We start from the raw sequence: 19,446 nt of genomic DNA, 5'->3' as shown, positions 1-19,446 counted from the left end.
AAATATAAAGCTGAGGCTAAAAAAGTGATTTGTAAATTATTTTTATAGTATTAGTTTTCATTATGAGAGCACGTTTAAGCTTATCAATATAGTTTAGTTAAATTTGATTTTAAACAGACCGCTCATATAAAGCGGTCTGTTTTGTGATAAATTTTGTAACTACTATACTATAACTAATCTTATATTGCGTTTAGTTCAAGAATTGAGAGTAAAAGAATAGTAATAGAAAAATTAATGTTTTACCAAATAATTTATAAAATAAACTCAAAGGAATTACAAGTTCTCCTATTGTAAAGCTTTTTAGTTTATTCTTAGTTGATCCTTTTATTAAATTTTTAAATGTTTGGAAGTTTATTCTATTAACAAAAGACCAACTTGGCACAACTTTTTTACCTAAATCTATTTTGAAAATGATATGAATACTATGGGCATTAAAGCCATTTATAATTAAAATAAGCGTAAATCCTAAAATAATGAACCAAGTCATTTTTCAGCACCTCCTTTCGGTATCTAATATTAAGATATTAAAACTGTTGCGAAAGTGTGCTATTGTCCATGAAAAATATTGAGAATTTATTGAGGAAACGTTGAGAATGTAGCGATGTTATTGATTATAGAAGAGTTAAGTATGTGCCTATATAGACGAACAAAAAGAATCTTTGTAATAATCGCGTTAGTTATGTTTGCTTATTCATTAGCATAAGTGAGAGTATCCCAATAATCTTTAGAGAGATTAGGACAGAATGTTTTATCGTATTTCTTGTTGGGAGATATATTAGAAAGTAAAACACAGAAAACGAAGAGAGAACAGTTGCGTAGACTGTTCTCTTAAGGAGCGGAATTGCTGAATATGTTCAATGACAATGATTCAAGCATTCCATTAGTAGTATGCGCTTAGGTTTAAAATTTATACAAGAAGGTAGTTATAAGAAAAGCTGACTTTCCCTATTATTTCAATTTAAATATCATTTACGGAGCTAATTTTTCAATGGTAGGCATAACAGCAATTGGTGGTAGAGATTTAGTCCATGCAGCTGCATATATGTTTAATTTTTCCCCTAATTTGTAGTTTTCGTCATTGGAAATAGGAACCCTCAAAATTTTATTCTGGGAAACTAGCTCCCACCAATCAGTTTGATAAGCAAGTGCTTCATCTTTTGTAGAAGTGGCAGCAACTACTAAGTAATTGTTATCTACTGAAATGACATATCCAGTAAAAGGTTCTTGTTCTTGGTTCTGAATAGAATGAACAGAAGTATCGTTGAGCAAAATCTTATTAGAATCTGCAAAGGCTGGTGTAAATCCGAAAGTAAATCCACATCCTAATGTTAAAGCTGTTACGGTTGTTACGAATGTTTGTTTTTTGTTAAACATAATATATATCCTCCTCTTATATTTAATCTCTACATTATCGACTTTCTAGTTATACATATATAAAGCCTTTTATTATTAAGTTGTTTAACAAATTTGTAACAAATATTCCATAAATGTTAATATTAACTATAAACAGGGTTAGATTTATGTTATAATTCACTAGGTGAACTATTATTGTTCCTTTCATCTCTTGATGAATATATACCCTTCCTTAATTGTAAATATGTTCGATTTTATTGGTGAAGAGGAGAGCGATTCCTCTTCTTTTTTCTTTATTAATATAGGATTTTATATAATGAACAGAAATAGAAACCTATATAGTTCTTTTTCTAGACATATTAACAATAAGGACAGTATTGAAATGCTAATTTCAAGTCTTAAATAGAAGGCAAAATTGGAGGCCCTTATTATTCCTGTTTTTTTAATCATCACGAAGTTATAAAAAAGCACTCATTATGAGTGCTTTTTTATTATCTATCATATCTTTCGTCAGTCATATTAACTTTAATTTCACCGTGTTTCTTTTTATAAATTATTGCAGTATTTATTAAGAGCTCAATGCCCACGAACGTTGAATGTACTGATAACCTGTCCGTTATGAGTTACTTTATATTCATTTCCCTCTGTAATCCCCATATTGAAAGATACAGGAGTACGTAATCCTTTTGTAGTAACATTTTTAGAGGAAGTTAATTTACCGAATTCATAGCTTTTGATGGTATATGTTACATTCGCATCTCCTACTATGTAAAAAGTACCTGTTGTATAACCTGGGACATTAGATCCGTTATAGTAATCATTTCCCAAAATAGAAACCTTTTGTATTGTGGCGTCACTAATAGCAGCTTCTGCTTTTGTTATTCCTAATTCTGGTAAATCTATCGTTGATACTCCTAAAACTCCCATTAATATCGCACCGGATAAAACAACTTTCTTAAACATGTAAACATCCCCTTTTTTTATAATATTAAGTATAATTGTTACTATATAAATATATAACAATTATATGTATATGTTAATATTTGGGATTTGATAAATATATAACGGAATATTCAGTCATATATTGAGGGTTTTTTATTTTTAATAAAGGTAATCTAAAGATGCTTATTGAAATAAAAAGAGCCTTTTATAATTAAGTTTTTATCAAGGCCTTAATTATAAAAACTCAAAAAATAAATTTAAAATAATCGCGCTCAGTGTTTAATATTTTAATTATAGAAGGTTATTCTTTGGGGATATAATAGTTATTGTGAATTCAGATACTTTAAATCAAATGATTACAAATAATGTTTAAAACTTCATATAGAACACACATTAACTCCATTACTAACACAAACTAAAGGTGTATACTTTTGTTATCATATTTCATAATGAATATTCTAACATACTAATATTATGTAATAAGGAAGTTACGCTAAAATAGAAGAAAAAAAGGGAGAGAAGATACTATGACAAGATTTACAAATCAGTATGTAGATAACACAATTTTAGAAGAGGATGTAGAGCTTTTAAAAGTTATGGCACACCCAATGCGTTTAAAACTAATCAGCGAGCTTTCAAAACATAAGACACTAAATGTGACTCAGATGACTGAAATTTTAAATATTCCACAATCCACAGTTTCTCAACACTTATCTAAAATGAAAGGTAAGGTTTTAAAGGGAAACCGTCAGGGATTAGAAATTTACTATAGTATTCAAAATACAAAAGCTGAAGAAATTATTGATCTATTAGGTCCATTACAATGATTATTTATTTTTTATAAAAAGACGCTCGGTATAAAAATGAAGAAACCATTTTGAAAAAGGCTTTTCAAAATGGTTTCTTTTCTGTTAGCGTATTATTTATTTTTGTGCTTGCCAAATAATTAAAGAACATGTTTTAAGCACATATGTGAAATCAAGAGTATGAATAATAAAAGGAATAGTGGAAAATCACACTACTCGATTTTAAATTCATGAAGACATGTGTTTAATGGATAGTTAAAACTTCGTATCATTTCTTAACAACAAATAAGGCGCCAACCTAATTACGACAGCGTTTATAACAATCATTATATACACTTAGTCAAGATTATTTATGATCACATTATTTACGTCCTTGTTTCCATACCCCATTCTTTTTATAATAAGTATTTTTGTCATTCATGAAGTCTGATGTATTACCAAGAATACTATATTTTTTGTTCTTTTTCTTAGTCTTCTTCTTTAGTCTTTTTTCTTCTTGAATAGCTTGCAAATCCGCTTTCCATTGTTTTAATAATCCCTTTTTATCTCGCATCAAATTTGTACCCCTTGGATTAAAATGTGAATTCAATAACTAGATTCTACCTATGTGTATTGCTTACCTTTTAATCCAAAATCCCATTTTGTTTTTCTTTATAAATTTCTTTTCTTAAGTATTCGAGAGTAATTGGAATTCTTCTTTATTCTTACCATTAATCTCTTTTTTTTATTTAATTCTTGATTTAATATTTTTTCTGTTTTGAAGAGGCGTAATTTCTCCTCTAATAAAAAATTCTTTTTTCTCCGTCACCCTTTTTACTCATTTTTTAAGAATTACAGTTTTTTGCATTAGAGTAAAGAATTCAGTTTTTTCTACTTTTACAATTGCTTTAGTTTTTTTGATAATTCTTTTTACTATAATAATTCATTAAGTATATTTTTACCATATATCTCCTGTAATTATCCATTTGACAAAAATATAAGTATAAAAATATTTATTAAATAAAAATACTCTGCCAAGATGAAAGGTCTAAAAGGGATGAGAAACAAGAGAGGGAGGAAGAAGTGAGAAGAGTGACTTAAATAGATCCTAGCTTTCAATCAAGATTCGTAGCTGAGCGTTTGTTGGAGTAGTATGTAAAATGCACATGGTCAAATTAGTGATAATTACGTTAATGAAATGTTTTCTGCTTATGGAGTTAAATAATGAGCAATATAGTTTTTTTAATATTGTTTATTAGAAGTTATTTATAATACTAGTTAGAGAGGGGCCAGAAATTTGAAAATAAATTGAGATAAAGTGAGGACTTATATTAGCATTTAGGGAAAAATGACTGAGTGTACGTATGGGTCATTAGTTTTCTTTGAGGTCACTACATTAAGCTTATCATAATAAATAAATTTATTATAGACTATGAATGAAATTAGTTATTATTTATAATTAAGGAAAATAATTACTTAAAAGGAGAATGTTATATGAAATTTTTATCTAAAAAAATTTTAACAGGACTAATAGTAGGGGCTATGAGTATATCCGTATTAACTCCTTCAATTAATGCTGAGATTAACGATTCGCAAAAAGAGGCAAATTCTACAGCTCAAATGATTGAGAAAAACACAGGAATTGATGACGTTTTAAATAATTTTAAAATAGAATCAAAGGAAACAAAGGTTATTGAAAATGCATCAGGTACAGTTAATATCCCAACTACATTAAACTCAGAACCTATTACTATCAAGGATAGAACAGAATCTTTACATATTTCTCTCCCGGAGCTAAATTCAAGCGAAGTTATTCAAACAAATAATGGGACTCTTATTTATCAAGATGAAAATCAACCAGCTGATTTAGCGGTACAAACTACTAAAGATGGTGTGCGATCGCTAATTAAAATTAAAAATCAATCTGCGCCAAAAGAATACGAGTTTGCTATTGATATCCCTAATGGTGGTAAACTAGTTTCATCTGCTGAATATTTGGGTCAGGAATTTGATACAGGAGAAGTATTTATAGTTGATGCTGAAAATATTATTCAAAGTGTCTTTATGCCTGCTTGGGCGAAAGATGCAAATGGAAATCCTGTTTCTACACATTATAAGGTTGATGGAAACAAATTGATTCAAGTTGTAGATTTTGATGAAAATACTGCATTTCCAGTGATTGCTGATCCAGATTGGATTAAAATAGGTAAATGTTCTGCTGCTTTAGCTGCTTTTGTTGGTGGAAATTTAATTGCTGTTTCTAAGTTGCTTAAAATTAAAAAATATATTAATGCTTTAGGTGGTTTTGGAGAAGCTGCAAAACTTCTTGTACAAGCATCTACTTGGGAAGAAAGAATGCGTGTAGGTGGACAAGCTCTTGTAGGATTAGCTGGAGAATTAACTGGTGCTACAGGTGTTTGGGCAGCATGTAAATAGGTTTTGTAATGGAATATATACTTACTGTAATTAATGTTTTATTTGGCTTACTTATTTTGATATCTGGATTAGTATACTTTAAAAATACAGTTAGGGCTTACAAAGATGATATTAGGACTAAAAATAGAATTAAAGAATCTAATCTTTCTATCATATTAGATATTGTTTTTATCTGTATTTTTATACTTATGCCAACTTGGCTTACTTATTCAAAAGTTGATTTTTTAGTAGATGTAATATTACCTGGCTGTATTATTGTAGGCGGAGTAAAAAGTATTCAATATCTTTTTCCTAATAAGGTATTAAATAAAAAATATCTAGAATATCTTATATTTATTATTTTAGGTATTTTAAACGGGATACTCATTTAATGATAAGGTAATAAACTAAGAAGTCTAGCTAATTGAATTGAACCTGAATAGTGGTACATGAGAAAAACACCTTGTGAATTCGCATACTAAGTATGCAAGTTCAATAGAGGTGTTTTTTTCTTTAATAATTTTATGTATGGTATTAAATTATTTTGTTAATGTTAAGAATGGGCTTCGTGTTACTATTTCTTTACTTTTTGGAATGTTATAGAGTTGTTCATTCTTATATCTTCCTAAAAGTTTGTTTCTGTACCTAGCTGTGGCGCTATGTGGGTAGGAAATACTACATAAAATACTGTTCTGTTTAAAATTTGTGCATATTTTATCCATGATTTTTATTAGCATTACCTTTTGAACATTTAATAAAGTAGTTGAGTCAAGGGAATAGGATTAACTTAGAAAAGGCAATCAAAATGATTATACAGGGATAAAAAATTGCTAATAAGAAAGAAGAATTAATCTTTTATTACATAAAATCATATAAGTTTCATCAACAACATAGCGCTATGGTAAAAGAAATAAGGTATAGTGGGTAAACCAATTATAAATGGATATAATACTAGTTAATTTGATAGGTTAACGGATTAAATTAATTGAAGGTGTCATGAGGAAAAGTAGAAAAAAATTCAATCGGTCATCACACGTCTTCAGTTACTAGCTAGATTATCCCCTTTATTCTGTTGCCAGGTTAGAAAGCTATCGATTACGAATGTTTTATTAATTAGAGGTATAAATCAATTCATAATTTACTTACATAGTTAGTATAAAAAGGAGACATCTATTAAGATGTCTCCTTTTTATACAATGCATATTAAGAAGGTGTTCAATTGCTTAAAAACTATGAAAAAACAATAATCATCGAGTAAAGTTATTGTAGCATCAATAAATAGGATTTTCATATGAAATGTTGCATATATAGATGTTATATGTCTTGTTTGTATATTTTAATTTTTTTCCTATATTATTTTTGATTATTCTAGCAATGTTTTTTCCATTTAAAGTCATAAAAATTGCACTCGATGCTGAAAAGAAGATCATTGCACCTCATAATAATAAAGTGACTATACTTTATAATATATAAATTAAATAATATCATCTTTAGAAGAAGGGTAGAAAATTTTTATTTAATTAAAGAATCCCTAGACTTAGGGGTCAAGGGATTCAGGTTTTGGTATATCTCACACGATATTATAAAAAAGAATAGAACTTACTAAAGATAACACATGAATGTTTCATAAATGTATCAAAAAAGTGAGGATACTATTAGAAAAATTGTTAATAAGCTATCATTTTTATTTTAATTAATTATAAAGCCTTCAAAAATACTTTTAAAATAAATATCTTATTGGATTTTAGAACGAATGAATTAGTCAAGCCCAGTCAAAAAATGTGAATTAGAAAACACTATTTTAGAGGTTGTTTTTTTTAATGGCAAAGAGTAACTCTTACCGTATTCTTTGTTCATCTATTATATGTTTATTAGTAAAAATCCAAGGCTCTTGATATTGAAAAATAAAGAAGAAACATTTTAATAGAATTTTATTTATTTTTGTTAATTCTACTATCTGTTTATTGTATGACATTATAATGAGAAAAATTTGTTTGTCTTCTTAAAGTATCTTATTTGTTCTTTTAAACTAATTAATTTTGGGGAAGTAAAACTTGAAAAGCCGGAATACAAGTTGATAAATGATATCTCAAAATAATAATTATTTGGTTTCTTTTTTTATAACTATAACAAGAATTTGTTTCTTTAGTTCTTTCTATTATTGTTGTAAAAAATAATTGATAATTTTATAAAACATATATTTTAAATAAAATAATAATTAAATGTATAATTGTAGAGTTATGTTGTTTAATTATTAAAAATGAGGAAAGATAGATGAAGATAAAATTTGATGCAATAAAAGATGAAAATTTTGATTTTACTTTATTAGAAGCGAGATTACTGAAAACTTTTAAATTAGTGGATAGTGAGGCAGTAATTGAAAAAGTTCAAAATAAAATTTTTGAAAAGGATGATATACAAACTCATTTAGCGGAGATTACTATTAATGCTACAGGAAAGAATATTGGCTATAGATCTGTTTCAGCAAGTATATTTATTGTTTTAGAAAGTTTATCAATAAAGCTATTTAATATTAGTATCAGTAGATATTAATTGATTGGAATTGGTAGTTTTTATTATTGTGTAGAATTTACATATTAAGAACGGTTCAAGGTTAATATTTAGTGGGGGTAGGAAGAAGTACAGTTAAAAAATGTTTGCGAAAGAGCATGTTTTAATAAGGACAAGCATAAATTAGAGTGTAGGATAAGTTCACTAGCTTTTAATCTATTTCAATACTCATTGAGGATTCCTTTCACATATTAGAGCATCTACTGATGTAGATGCTCTTTCTCCAGCGGTAATAGGAAAGTTTGTTTATGGTATAATGTGGATTTACGGACGTAGCGAAAGTTATTCTTAAACAATTCAATATTAATACAGAATTTATCCATTCCAATTTATATAAATCAAAATAGGCTTCAATTCATAAAAAATGAAAAGACTAGTATGGCGCTATGCTAGTCTTTTATTTATAGGTATTTCTTAATAATAGTTAAACTAGCTATTGTTTTCCATGATTTATCATAAGAGATGCTGCACATACAACGATGAGTAAATGAAAGAAAGCCATTGTTTTGATAATGTATATTCAAAACAATGGCTTTTTAAATACAGTGAAATTAAGAGTCGTATGGTATTTTTGGTGTAACTTTATTGCAAGGTAGCAATGAAAAGGAATTAAATGTTTATAGAAAAGAATAAATATAAATAGGGAAATATCCCTTTTTAGAAATAGTTATATTTCCCTATTCCTAAAAATATATTGCACAGGTGTAATTTGGTATAAAGAATTTATTAAAAATAGAAAGGAGATTAGATAAATCGGATAAATCAACGGTATAGATTAATTGAAGATGATATGAGAAGATTCTTCAGAATGATGAATACGTGTTAAAATCCTTTTTTTAGAGAAAGAATTGTGTGATAATGGAATCGTTTTTTAAGAATTAAAATATCCATATTTAAAGTGAAAAATAAAAAACGACTGAAACCAAAATAGGAATCAGTCAGCTAACAATAGTTCTAATAACTTTTATAAGTATTCAAGTGAGGATAGAATTAATTAGTAAAAGACTTAGTGGATAGCACTGAAAAATTCTTATTAGAAGAGAGGAAGTTTTAGTAACTAAATTGTTTAATATAACACGAAGCATAAGATGGCCATTTTGGTCAACTTATGCTTCCTTTAGCTTGCGGCCAACTTATAGGAAAAGTAACACTTAACACCAATGTAGAAAACCTTCAAAAGAATTTAATGGGTTTAAAAATAGGGAAAAATCCCTTTTTAGAAATAGGGATTTTTCCCTATTTCTAAAAAGAATAATTAATTGTTCATGTAAATTTGGTAAAGAGTTCAAAAGAAATGAAGTGAAATTTATAAACTTATGTAAACAAAGATTCAAGTATAAATTTTTAACTAATAAAAAATCCACTTATTTCGACAAAACATAGCAAAGGCGGCACGAGCTTCGTCGATTGATTCTTAAAGGTATTAGGTTGCTTTCATTGAACTTTCCTTATAGGAGGTGATGTGGCGCTATGGCAGAAATGGAGATATTATATACGGCTAATGAGGTTTATAGTCGGCTAGGAGTGAGCGGCAGTACACTTAGGAAGTATTCAGATGTTCTTGAACGTGAAGGCTATGAGGTGAAAAAAAACAGTCGTGGAAGAAGAGAGTATACAGAGTTTGATGTTGTCCTTATTGAAAAGCTAGTGGAGTTGAGTAAGCAAGATGGAATGACCTTAGAAAAGGCTGCAAAAATGATTGTAAAACAATTTGGTATCGCTAATAAGAAGGAAGAATCTCAGGAAGAAGATAAACTTCCTTCTCATATACAGTTTCAATTACAGCAACAATATAGCGCTATGGTAGAAGAAATCAAAAAGGTGCAGCAAGCAAACTTAATAGAAATGGAAAAAAGACTAGGTGATCGTATAGATCAACGGAATAAATTAATTGAAGGTGATATGAAGAATCGTAAGGAACGTGAGGAAAGAATAGAAAAAAGATTAGAGCAAAGAGATGAAAATCTTATGCGAGTAATTAGAGAGATTCAGGATGTAAAACGTACACTTGAGGAAGTGGCAGTAGCAAACGCGCAAAAAAATCCTTGGTGGAAATTTTGGAAATCCTAGAGTTGAAAAGATCTCAACTTATTAGGGCTGAGATCTTTTACTCCTCTTATAATATTTTTAAAAAATTAAATGTAGATAGTAGCCAAGAACTTATAATTTTGATGTTTATTCTGTTTAATTAATAATTTCACATACCATAATGATATATAGTTTTTAAATAAATTTTTACTGTTTATAAAAAGGTTTAACACTGTAAAAAAGCTATTCTTGTTTCAAAAAAATGCATAGCTTTTTGTTTTTAAATAGAGTAACTCTAGAGAAGGTTTAATAATGGATTATTTTAAAGATAAAATATTAAAATAAAAAAAATATTAAAATAAAAAAATTAGAAAGTATAAATAATTTGTAAAATTCAGCATGTAAAGTGACTTGGATTATTTGTAGAAATAATTTATAGAGACAGGGAAATGCAATATGAAACTAATAAAAACGCTTTTAATAGGAGCTACAATTGCTACTTCAATATTTACATCATTATCAAATGTACAAGTAGACACAATATTTAAAGATGTTCTTACTAATTACTGCTTTTGTGATGCAATCATGCATCTAAAAGAGAAAAACATTGTGGATAGTTATGGAAATAGAATGTTTGGATTAGGAGATAATATCACACGTGGGCAAACGGCTCGACTGCTATATGTGTATTTACAGCCACTAAATTAAGTCGAACTTTACGAGGATCAATTTAAAGATGTAAAAAGTACTATGTTTGAAAAAGAAATATATGCCGTTGTAGGCTTGGGTCTTATCAATGGTATGGGGAAAATATGTTTGGACCAGATGATGTTTGCACTCGCGAATAAATGGCTGCAATTTTACAGAATACATTAAATTATAAAGCAAAATCTATCACCATATTTAATGAGGTTGAGAAAATTATTGAACTACCGAGGAAATTGGTGCTCTACAAGAAAATAAAATTGCGGTAGGTACAGGGAACAATATGTTAGAGCCGAAAAAAGTTGTAACAAGTGAGCGGTATGCACGATATTTACATAGTGCAATTCATAAGTTAGAGAAGCCAGGAAAGTCAGAAATAATGCCGCTTGTCATACCGAAATCCATGGTAACAGATGATTTTACTTATATTAAACGGGGGATTGAGGGCGTTCTAGTATATGTTAAATCTATATCTAAAGAAGCACAAAATCTTTTTAATGAGAGGAAGGATAAATAAAATCTGGATATTAAGCATGAAATGCCAGGTTCTTCAATATTCTCATTTTGGGGTATTTGTTTATCCTAGCTTGATAGATAGCTGCTGATTGCTTACTGAAAAACAAGAAATTTAATCAAGGATACATTTATCAATAGATTGAGACTTCTAACATGGTTCACATATCATCTGAAAGATGAACCTATTGCTCAAAATCAGTAAAATAATTCAACGAGAGTATAACTCTTATTGATATTTTTAAGTGTTAGTTTTAGTGGTAGCGCCACTTTTTCGAAAGTGTAGCTTAGTTTATAAAATTTTGCAACAGAACTCATTTGTCCATAAAAAAAGTTTCTCAACTTGAATTGGCAAAAATATACTAAATAATAGTTGTACATAAGTTTTATATCCAGTATTATCTATTTCACCGGGGTTAATTTTTAGAAAAATCTAAATACAAACACATCTGAAGGAGAGAACATCCTTAATGAATACGTATAAAATTAAGATTTTCACTATTTCATTATGTGCTTTTGCAAGTGTAATGAGCACGTCCATGTTAACTATTGCTTTTCCAGATATCACTAAAACTTTTGATATAAATTTTTCAACACTTCAAATTAGAAATATATTATTCTTTGCTTTTTTTGCAACAGGGATTCCTCTTTTCGGAAAAATATCTGATATATTTGGAGCAAAAAGGGTTCTTATTATAGGTCTATTACTCTTTACGTTCTCGACCGTTTTAAGTGGAATTACTACTAATTGGTACTTATTTTTGGGATTTCAATCATTACAAGCTATTGCAGATGCGATGATCGTACCTGCGCAGGTTTTATTAATAAGAACAAATTTTGAGGAAGATAAGATAGGGTGGGCATTTGGGTGGTTTTCGGGAGTGCTTGCAGTTGCAACATTTGTAGGGCCAGCTTTAGGAGGCCTCATAGTGCGATACTTTAAGTGGCAGGCAATTTTTGGAGTATTAAGTTGCTTTAGTATTATTGCTTTATTACTCGTATTATGGGTTATTAAAAAGGATAATTATGAAAAGAGTATACAAAAGGTTCTAATACCGTTCAAAAGCTCACTAAGTTTACTTTTACTTATCTTAGCAATACAAATTTTATTTATTGATAATGTTGGTATCTATTTAAAAATTTTAGCGGCTGTTTTTGTTGTCATAACAATCTTGCTATTTGTATTTTTTGAAAAGGGGAGTACAAATGATACCTCTTTAATACCTAAAAAAGCTATTCATAATCCGATTTTTATTTCTGCATTAATTAGGGTATTTTTATTATTCCTAATTGCAAATGCAATTACATTATATATACCCACATATATGAGAGAAAATCATGGAATACCTCCTGAGCAAGTCGGATGGATATTAGTAATTGATTCTGTAATTTCGATAATGCTCTCAGGTTATATGGGACGTTTAGCTGATTTAAAGGATAATCGTCTATTAATATTAATAGGTGTGTTTTTCTCAATATTCGGAATGTCATTGTTAGCTATCTCGACATTTTCAAGCTCAATCTTGTTGTTTCTTTTTATGTTTTTATTCTTTGGATTGGCAGGAGTTATTACAATGCCGTCTCAAAATAAAATCGCAATGTTATCAGTACCTAAAGAAGAAACAGGAGTATATATGGGATTATTTCAAATGGTTCAATTTGGAACGGGAGCATTTGCTGCAGGTATCTTTAGTCATGTAGTTAACTTTTCTGGTACTAGTGGTGGCATGTCTAATGATGGATTCCTATATTTAGTTATGATCTGTATAGTTTTATATTTCATCGTACTATTTACCTTGTATTTTGATAAGAGATTCTTAAAAAAAGTCACTAATGTGACAGAAAACATAGAAAGTTAATGAATTTGAAAGGAGGTGATTTACATGGAAAATAAAAATGAAAAATTACTTGAAGATTTAGAAGTAATTGAAGCGAAAGAATTAGAAGTAGGTAACGCATTCCATGCTTTCCGTTTTTCAGCAGCTCCAGAAGCAAAAGAAGATGAGAAATAAAATATAATATTATTAATCCATAAAAGTAGAAGTGTGCAGCTGTTTATAACAGCTGTACACTTCTACTATTTTAGGGAGATGATTTATTGGAACTTCAGGATTTAAAAATTATTTTCCCACCAGTAACTGAAGCAAGGCTTTTTCCATATTTGAGCTTACCAATGATAACTGGTTATTTGAGAAATAAAAAATTAAAAGTAGAGCAAAAAGATTTTAATATAGAACTTTGTCATAATATTTTTTCTAAAACAAACTTATTAAAATTTATCGAAAGCTATAAAGGTAAAGAGCTACAAAATATTAAAAATATCTACAGGTTAGAATTTGCAAAATACTTGTATGAAAATCAAGAAGAACTATTTCACAACGTGTTTATCAATAAAAGATCAGATAATGAATTGAAAAATGACGTTAGATTAGTAAGACAAGGCATAGAGCTTTTATTGGAAACTTCTTTTCTAAAAAAAGAAGTTACATCATTACCCCAAATGATTTCTGAGATAAATATGTTTATTGAAAATGAAGAAGATATTGGTAGTATTATTCAAAAAAAAATGTTAGTTGAATTTTTGAATCAAAATCCTACGAAAATTTTTGGGATTTCAATTGCATATTACAGTCAGTTATTACCTTCACTACTGTTATGTAAATGGATTAAAGAGTTAATGCCAGAAGTTTTTGTAACTCTCGGCGGACAACAAATAATGTTAAGGAAAGAACAACTTTTAAAATTAGATGGCCTTAGTCAGTATGTAGATGGTTTAGGAACTGGTGCTGGTGAAGAAACACTTTACCTCCTTTCTAAACATTTGGATGGGGAAGTAGAAAAGCATGATGTACCAGATTTTATTTTTTTAAAAGATAATGTACAAAAAGAGATCTTTAAAAAGTCAGATTATCATATAAAAGACGCTTTACCTCCTGATTTTTCAGATCTTCCCTATAAAAATTATTTAGATGAAGAAGTACATATGTCCATTATTACTTGTGTAGGTTGTTACTGGGGAAGATGCGCGTTTTGTTCATATGGAAATAGATCTAGACAAGAAAAAAATTATCAACAGAAAACCCCTAAACAAATTGCATATGAATGTGAATATTTAATTAAAAATTATGGTGCAACAAGAATAAACTTTATTGATGAAAATACTAATCTACGTTTAGTGCTAAGCGCAATGAGAATCTTAAATAATAATGGATATCGTATATCTTTTAGTACTAGAAATCGATTGGAAGATATTCTTTTAAAGAAGGAATTTTGCAAGGAACTAAAGGATCGAGGCTGCATACTGATGTCCGTAGGGTATGAAACAAATTCGCAAAGAATTTTGGACCTATTAGATAAGGGGGTTACAGCAAATAATTATCAACAAATTATAGATAATCTGCATGAATTGGGAATTCCTCTGCGTTTTTCAATAATTGGTGGATTACCCAATGAAACAGAAGAAGAAGTTATGAATTCAGAAGAGTTTTTGAAAAAAAATGCAGATAAAATAGGTATTGATGTCATGCAAATGCTTGTTGCTGAACCTACAACATATTTAGCAAAAAATCCAGAGAAATATAATATAACTATAACATCGGACGAAAATTTAAGGGGAAATAAATTACTAAATTATGGTATGGGTAGAATGGGTGCTACATTTAACCATAGTGACGGTGATAGCTTTAATGAAAGGTTAAATAGATTTCTTGAAATTTATAAAAATGTTAATCCACAAAAGAATGATGAACTACCACCAGATAAGAGGAGCTCCACAGAGTCTAGAGATGATTTGAATCTAAATTCATATACATATATTTTGCAATTATATCCATGGGTGAGAGTGATAAAAAGCGAGAGAATACTTCTAATGGATTTCTTATGGCAAAGAGTCTTTCCTCTCCCAAATGCAATAGATTGCGATCAGGAATATTTATATGTAGCGGAAGAAGAACATCAAATTTATCTTCAACATTTTAGTGATAAAGGAGCGGGAATACTAGTTGCTGTTAATGAAAAGGAGGTAATATTGAATGAAGCTTACAGAAAATAGTGTACGCTTTCCTAAAGTTGAGAATAAGTTAGGCCTGGGTATTGGAATGGACTTACCTTGGGGAGAAGATATTGGATTTTGTACAGCAGAAAATGGAGATGATATTACTCCAAAAATGAAAATCTTTTTTGAAAACTATAAAGATGAGTTTAATTATATGTTTTTTGCATTCCAGCCTAAAAATCGAAGTGTTCTTAAGGCAGAAGATTACTTTGAAGCATATGATCGGCTATTTAATGCTGTTCCTAATTATAAAGCAAGGGCATTTCATCAAACCATATTAAATATGGGAGCTACTGAAAAATATGAAAAAAGCTCCATAATAGAATTTACAAATAAGATAATTGAAAGGTATGAAATCAAATGGATTGTTGAGGATTTAGGGTTATGGTCCATTAAGGGAAAAACTGTACCATTTCCATTACCACCATATATGACGCCAAGAGGGTTAGAAGCTTGCATTGAAAATATAAATGAATATCAGAGAAATCTACTGGTACCAGTTTGTATTGAATTTCCTGGTTTTACAGAAGGAACTAATTTCTTTATCGGGGACATGGATGGATTTGAGTATTTTAATACTCTAGTTCAAGAGACAAATTCCCCAGTAACTATTGATATAGGGCATATTCTGAGTTATCAATGGCTTATTGGTAATACAAATGAAAAAATGTATACAAATCTTTCTAAGCTACCGCTTGATAATTGCTTTGAATTACATTTATCAGGGTGTCAGATTATTCGTGGGAAGTTTAGGGATCTGCATCATGGCATACTATTAGATGAACAAATAGATTTACTTAATTATTTACTTCCTTTATGTCCAAATTTAAAAGCCGTGACTTATGAAGACCCTAAGTATACTAATGATGGCATTCTTATTCCAAAATCTCAAAGAAATTATCAAAGGATGAAAGAGGTGGTAAAACAATGGCAATATCAGTAGATAAATACTATTCTCTTGACGAAATATTATATAATTTACTACATGATTATGAGTATAGAAATTTATTCTTAAAAGATAAATTTAGTGAACTAAATATTTCTGAAGAAAATCTAAAGCAGATTCAAACCATTGACAAGGAAGAACTAATTGCTACTTCAAAAACAATTATAAGAAATTTATTGAATGGGAATATAGAGCATAGTGGTGGATTAAAAACAGCTTTTCCTGGAACTTTTAAAGAACTAGAACTAAATAAGATTGATTTGCAACAATTGATGTATGAATTTGTAGCATCAAAAGAATTTGAAGATTATAAGGAAATTCCTTATGCCGGAGATGGTCAGTGTATTGAGGAATCATTTTTTTGTTTTTTAAGTAATGTTGAAATAATTAAAAGTAATAAAAATATAGAATTGCTTTTAAAACATGAATTCTTAAATGCGATGATATCTATCTTGGTAGTAAATTCAGAGCCAGCATTTAAAATATTAAGTAAGGATATTAAATATAATGGTCATATTTATTATGCTTGGATTAGACTCGATAAAAATATTGCCGAAGCTTTATTAGGTAAAAAAATTCAGGTGCAACAGGACAAGATTATATGGTTATTTGCAGCAGCTAAAAATAGACTAATAAAAGGCCCTATAGAAGAAAATGTATTGCAGTTAATTGAAATTGGAAGCCTACAAAAGATTAATGAAATGAAATTGACTAGCAATGAAGAATCTAACCTAGCAATGAGCATATATAAATTGGGTTTAATCAAATCATGAATACAATTACAACATTCGAAGAGCATGGTGAAGTACTTCCTTTTTGGCAAGGAACTATTAAGGAGCCAGCAACTTTGTTGTATTTTGATCGTCATTTAGATCTTAAATTAATAAGTGAAACTAAAATTCAAAAAATACATCAAAGAGTAGAAAAAAATCAATCATTAAGCATTCTAAATAGGGACATACCCTGTAGAGAAGATGAACAATATGCTTATGGATTAGATGACTTTTTATATGCAGCTATTGATTTAAATATGTTTAAAAAAATTATATGGGTCTCTCCAGTAGTTGAACATAAAGGTAATGTAAATGATTTGGGCCAGGTATTTTGGAATTTACTATCTTTAATTCCCCAGCATGGTACTGAAATTATTGATTCCTTTAAAAAATATTCGTTTGGTATTGAAACAAAAATAAAAAATACAACCCTCATGATTACAACTTTAAATAATCTTAAGTATATGCAACTTTATAAAGAGAGTAATTTAATTACGGATATTGATTTAGATTTTTTCTATAATCCTGAGAACAAGAATCTATATTATAAGCTTGATCAGGTTTTACAGATTTTAAAAGAAAATAAAATTACAGATACTATAAAAACAATGACCTATTCAATAAAGAGTGGTTTTATGCCGGAGCCATATAGAAGATTAAGTAGTATATTTTCTCATAAATTAGATATGAAACTTATGAGTAATCCAGCTCGAAATCATTTGGTACCCATAGAGACAATGGCTGCTCTTTCTAATAGAAAACCAATAGATCAAAAATACTTAAATTATTTACAAGAAAAAGAGCTTGATATTTTAAGTGGAATCGGATGGAAATTACGCTCTTTATTATTAGTACAAATGGGACAGTTAGGCGAGGCTGAAAAATGTTATTATCAAGCTAAAGAGCACGGTGATGAAGCTTTTTGGGCAGCCTATAATATTGGTATGAGTTATATGAAGCAAAAAGATTATGAGCATGCATTGAAGTGGTTTCAACAAAAAAAAGGTGTTGTTGACACGATCCAGGCACATAGTTTAATTCTTCAAATTTTATGCCATTTGCATCTAGAAAATTTCGAATATGGCTTATCTTTAGCACATAGAACTCTAGAACTATTACCCATGAGAACGGAAATATATGAACTAATAGAAATTTTTTGTAAGAAAATGAATATGAAAGAAAAAGATTATATCCACTATAAGGAAAACTATCAAAAAATTAATCAATTATTAAAAACATAGGAGGGATTAAGTTTAATAATTTTTTAATCAAACTTCAGTATCAATCTCAGAAAGATTGCATTGAGGTCATTAATGATCAAATTAAAGATACTAGTATCAATAATTTTTTGAAGGGGCAACTTAAAGATTGTATTAAAATACTAGAATTAAATATCTTAAAATTCAGTAAAAATATTATTTCGTATAGAATAAACCTTAATTTAAACAATGAGAGAATCTCTTTATATGAAGAGCCTATAAAGAGATATAATTTATTAATCATATTTCATGTTGAAGGGCAAGAGTCTATAATACCCGTTTTATGGCAAGTAAGTACGGAATCTTCACCAGTTGGTATTCTTTCCAATCAAATAGAAGAGTTAAGAATAGAGTTAGAGCAAACTGTTCAGGGCAAATCATTAAAAGATAAATTAAAATTACCAGTTATATTAGATCAGTGGCCCGCCTCTCATTTTGTTCATGAGTGTTTTGGACATACATCAGAAGCTGATAATTATATGGAGTATGCTTGTGAAAATGGTTATAGCCTAGGTTATAGATGGTCTGATTATAAGTTTAATGTATATGATGATCCAACTTTAATAGGGCACAAAGCTTATTACGGAATGGATGATGAAGGAGAGAAATCTTTTCGTACCCAAATAATTAAAGAGGGTATTTGGAGTAATTTACTTCATAGTTCAGAAACGAAAAAAAAGCTACAAGCAAAAGGTTCGTGTAATGGTCGAAAAGTTTCATATGATGATATTATTCTTCCACGTATGTCCATAACGTATATGGATAAAGGTAACGAGAATATCAATGATTTAATATCAAAAATAGAATATGGTCTCTTTTGTAAAGGTTCATGGGGAGGAGGATCAATAGGTACAAAATTTGTAATCAGACCATCTTATGGGATTATTATTAAAAACGGAAGTTTAAGTAATTTAATTATTAGAAGGTTTGATATTAAAGGTTGTAAGTTTGAGGCTGCGAAGAATATCGTTGGTAGTAGTAATGAGTTACGAATTTTCAATCCGGTATTTGGCTGTGATAAAAACAATCAAAATAATTTAAGTGTAACTCAAGGAGCTCCACATATTTATTTTAAAGAGTTAAATATTTACCCAATATAACA

Annotated in this window: 18 protein-coding genes; 14 read left to right on the top strand and 4 right to left on the bottom strand. The window is 28.9% G+C overall.

Translation table 11 applies throughout. The features are described 5' to 3' along the window. Nucleotides 1–190: 190 nt before the first annotated feature. The 3 genes from OXT04_RS26675 to OXT04_RS26665 form a co-directional block, all read right to left on the bottom strand. Nucleotides 191–487: a hypothetical protein gene (locus OXT04_RS26675; RefSeq protein ID WP_000219746.1), complete on the bottom strand. Its 297-nt coding sequence runs from the start codon at nt 485–487 to the stop codon at nt 191–193. Nucleotides 488–969: 482 nt separating this feature from the next. After that, entirely contained in the window at nt 970–1,374 is a 405-nt protein-coding gene (locus OXT04_RS26670; RefSeq protein WP_267418638.1) for a DUF3221 domain-containing protein, read from the bottom strand. A 555-nt stretch (nt 1,375–1,929) separates the two neighbouring features. After that, nucleotides 1,930–2,316: a hypothetical protein gene (locus tag OXT04_RS26665; protein ID WP_098256010.1), complete on the bottom strand. Its 387-nt coding sequence runs from the start codon at nt 2,314–2,316 to the stop codon at nt 1,930–1,932. A 506-nt stretch (nt 2,317–2,822) separates the two neighbouring features. Here OXT04_RS26665 and pagR point away from each other — a divergent pair. Next, nucleotides 2,823–3,122, top strand: a complete 300-nt coding sequence (gene pagR / locus OXT04_RS26660; RefSeq protein WP_000196662.1) for a transcriptional repressor PagR — start codon at nt 2,823–2,825, stop codon at nt 3,120–3,122. A gap of 340 nt (nt 3,123–3,462) precedes the next feature. Here the strand turns inward: pagR and OXT04_RS26655 are convergent, their stop codons facing one another. Beyond that, the gene (locus OXT04_RS26655) at nt 3,463–3,654 is read right to left on the bottom strand and encodes a hypothetical protein (RefSeq protein ID WP_001205050.1); all 192 of its coding nucleotides are present in this window, start codon (nt 3,652–3,654) and stop codon (nt 3,463–3,465) included. 920 nt (nt 3,655–4,574) lie between these two features. Here OXT04_RS26655 and OXT04_RS26650 point away from each other — a divergent pair. From OXT04_RS26650 to OXT04_RS26585, 13 genes are all read left to right on the top strand, one after another. Beyond that, nucleotides 4,575–5,516, top strand: coding sequence for a hypothetical protein (locus tag OXT04_RS26650; RefSeq protein WP_098256009.1), 942 nt, complete (start codon nt 4,575–4,577; stop codon nt 5,514–5,516). Nucleotides 5,517–5,524: 8 nt separating this feature from the next. Next, on the top strand, nt 5,525–5,887 hold the full coding sequence (locus tag OXT04_RS26645; protein ID WP_267418637.1) for a hypothetical protein: 363 nt from the start codon (nt 5,525–5,527) through the stop codon (nt 5,885–5,887). Between the two features lie 1,882 nt (nt 5,888–7,769). Then, nucleotides 7,770–8,048, top strand: coding sequence for a hypothetical protein (locus OXT04_RS26635; protein ID WP_048563927.1), 279 nt, complete (start codon nt 7,770–7,772; stop codon nt 8,046–8,048). 1,488 nt (nt 8,049–9,536) lie between these two features. Continuing rightward, entirely contained in the window at nt 9,537–10,136 is a 600-nt protein-coding gene (locus OXT04_RS26630; RefSeq protein ID WP_089172401.1) for a DUF3967 domain-containing protein, read from the top strand. Nucleotides 10,137–10,550: 414 nt separating this feature from the next. Next, complete coding sequence (locus OXT04_RS26625) at nt 10,551–10,802, top strand: S-layer homology domain-containing protein (RefSeq protein WP_240523000.1); 252 nt, start codon at nt 10,551–10,553, stop codon at nt 10,800–10,802. Between the two features lie 280 nt (nt 10,803–11,082). Beyond that, nucleotides 11,083–11,316, top strand: coding sequence for a hypothetical protein (locus OXT04_RS26620; protein ID WP_240522999.1), 234 nt, complete (start codon nt 11,083–11,085; stop codon nt 11,314–11,316). A gap of 466 nt (nt 11,317–11,782) precedes the next feature. Next, on the top strand, nt 11,783–13,171 hold the full coding sequence (locus tag OXT04_RS26615; protein ID WP_089172402.1) for an MFS transporter: 1,389 nt from the start codon (nt 11,783–11,785) through the stop codon (nt 13,169–13,171). Between the two features lie 24 nt (nt 13,172–13,195). Continuing rightward, nucleotides 13,196–13,324, top strand: a complete 129-nt coding sequence (locus OXT04_RS26610; RefSeq protein ID WP_002157812.1) for a hypothetical protein — start codon at nt 13,196–13,198, stop codon at nt 13,322–13,324. Between the two features lie 86 nt (nt 13,325–13,410). After that, nucleotides 13,411–15,363, top strand: a complete 1,953-nt coding sequence (locus OXT04_RS26605) for a B12-binding domain-containing radical SAM protein (protein ID WP_089172403.1) — start codon at nt 13,411–13,413, stop codon at nt 15,361–15,363. Next, on the top strand, nt 15,344–16,309 hold the full coding sequence (locus OXT04_RS26600; protein ID WP_048563923.1) for a multinuclear nonheme iron-dependent oxidase: 966 nt from the start codon (nt 15,344–15,346) through the stop codon (nt 16,307–16,309). Before OXT04_RS26605 ends, OXT04_RS26600 begins: the two co-directional genes overlap by 20 nt. Then, on the top strand, nt 16,294–17,085 hold the full coding sequence (locus tag OXT04_RS26595) for a hypothetical protein (protein ID WP_089172405.1): 792 nt from the start codon (nt 16,294–16,296) through the stop codon (nt 17,083–17,085). The genes OXT04_RS26600 and OXT04_RS26595 overlap by 16 nt, the downstream gene beginning before the upstream one ends. Continuing rightward, on the top strand, nt 17,082–18,326 hold the full coding sequence (locus OXT04_RS26590; RefSeq protein ID WP_168411012.1) for a hypothetical protein: 1,245 nt from the start codon (nt 17,082–17,084) through the stop codon (nt 18,324–18,326). The genes OXT04_RS26595 and OXT04_RS26590 overlap by 4 nt, the downstream gene beginning before the upstream one ends. A 107-nt stretch (nt 18,327–18,433) precedes the next feature. Beyond that, nucleotides 18,434–19,444: a metallopeptidase TldD-related protein gene (locus OXT04_RS26585; RefSeq protein WP_267418636.1), complete on the top strand. Its 1,011-nt coding sequence runs from the start codon at nt 18,434–18,436 to the stop codon at nt 19,442–19,444. Nucleotides 19,445–19,446: the final 2 nt, after the last annotated feature.

The organism is Bacillus sp. GC_Bacil_1, from assembly GCF_026540675.1.
GTDB classification, from domain to species: Bacteria; Bacillota; Bacilli; order Bacillales; family Bacillaceae_G; genus Bacillus_A; species Bacillus_A cereus.
Note: the sequence above shows the minus strand (reverse complement) of the source record. Positions and strands in the feature narration are given on the sequence as shown.

Excerpts from the sequence above, each read along its gene's own strand:
- OXT04_RS26635 (WP_048563927.1), top strand. The coding sequence starts at position 7,770 with ATGAAGATAAAATTTGATGCAATAAAAGATGAAAATTTTGATTTTACT.
- OXT04_RS26655 (WP_001205050.1), bottom strand. The coding sequence starts at position 3,654 with ATGCGAGATAAAAAGGGATTATTAAAACAATGGAAAGCGGATTTGCAA.
- OXT04_RS26625 (WP_240523000.1), top strand. The coding sequence starts at position 10,551 with ATGAAACTAATAAAAACGCTTTTAATAGGAGCTACAATTGCTACTTCA.
- OXT04_RS26675 (WP_000219746.1), bottom strand. The coding sequence starts at position 487 with ATGACTTGGTTCATTATTTTAGGATTTACGCTTATTTTAATTATAAAT.
- OXT04_RS26650 (WP_098256009.1), top strand. The coding sequence starts at position 4,575 with ATGAAATTTTTATCTAAAAAAATTTTAACAGGACTAATAGTAGGGGCT.
- OXT04_RS26590 (WP_168411012.1), top strand. The coding sequence starts at position 17,082 with ATGAATACAATTACAACATTCGAAGAGCATGGTGAAGTACTTCCTTTT.
- OXT04_RS26595 (WP_089172405.1), top strand. The coding sequence starts at position 16,294 with ATGGCAATATCAGTAGATAAATACTATTCTCTTGACGAAATATTATAT.
- pagR (WP_000196662.1), top strand. The coding sequence starts at position 2,823 with ATGACAAGATTTACAAATCAGTATGTAGATAACACAATTTTAGAAGAG.
- OXT04_RS26645 (WP_267418637.1), top strand. The coding sequence starts at position 5,525 with ATGGAATATATACTTACTGTAATTAATGTTTTATTTGGCTTACTTATT.
- OXT04_RS26615 (WP_089172402.1), top strand. The coding sequence starts at position 11,783 with ATGAATACGTATAAAATTAAGATTTTCACTATTTCATTATGTGCTTTT.
- OXT04_RS26600 (WP_048563923.1), top strand. The coding sequence starts at position 15,344 with ATGAAGCTTACAGAAAATAGTGTACGCTTTCCTAAAGTTGAGAATAAG.
- OXT04_RS26670 (WP_267418638.1), bottom strand. The coding sequence starts at position 1,374 with ATGTTTAACAAAAAACAAACATTCGTAACAACCGTAACAGCTTTAACA.
- OXT04_RS26665 (WP_098256010.1), bottom strand. The coding sequence starts at position 2,316 with ATGTTTAAGAAAGTTGTTTTATCCGGTGCGATATTAATGGGAGTTTTA.
- OXT04_RS26610 (WP_002157812.1), top strand. The coding sequence starts at position 13,196 with ATGGAAAATAAAAATGAAAAATTACTTGAAGATTTAGAAGTAATTGAA.
- OXT04_RS26630 (WP_089172401.1), top strand. The coding sequence starts at position 9,537 with ATGGCAGAAATGGAGATATTATATACGGCTAATGAGGTTTATAGTCGG.
- OXT04_RS26620 (WP_240522999.1), top strand. The coding sequence starts at position 11,083 with ATGTTAGAGCCGAAAAAAGTTGTAACAAGTGAGCGGTATGCACGATAT.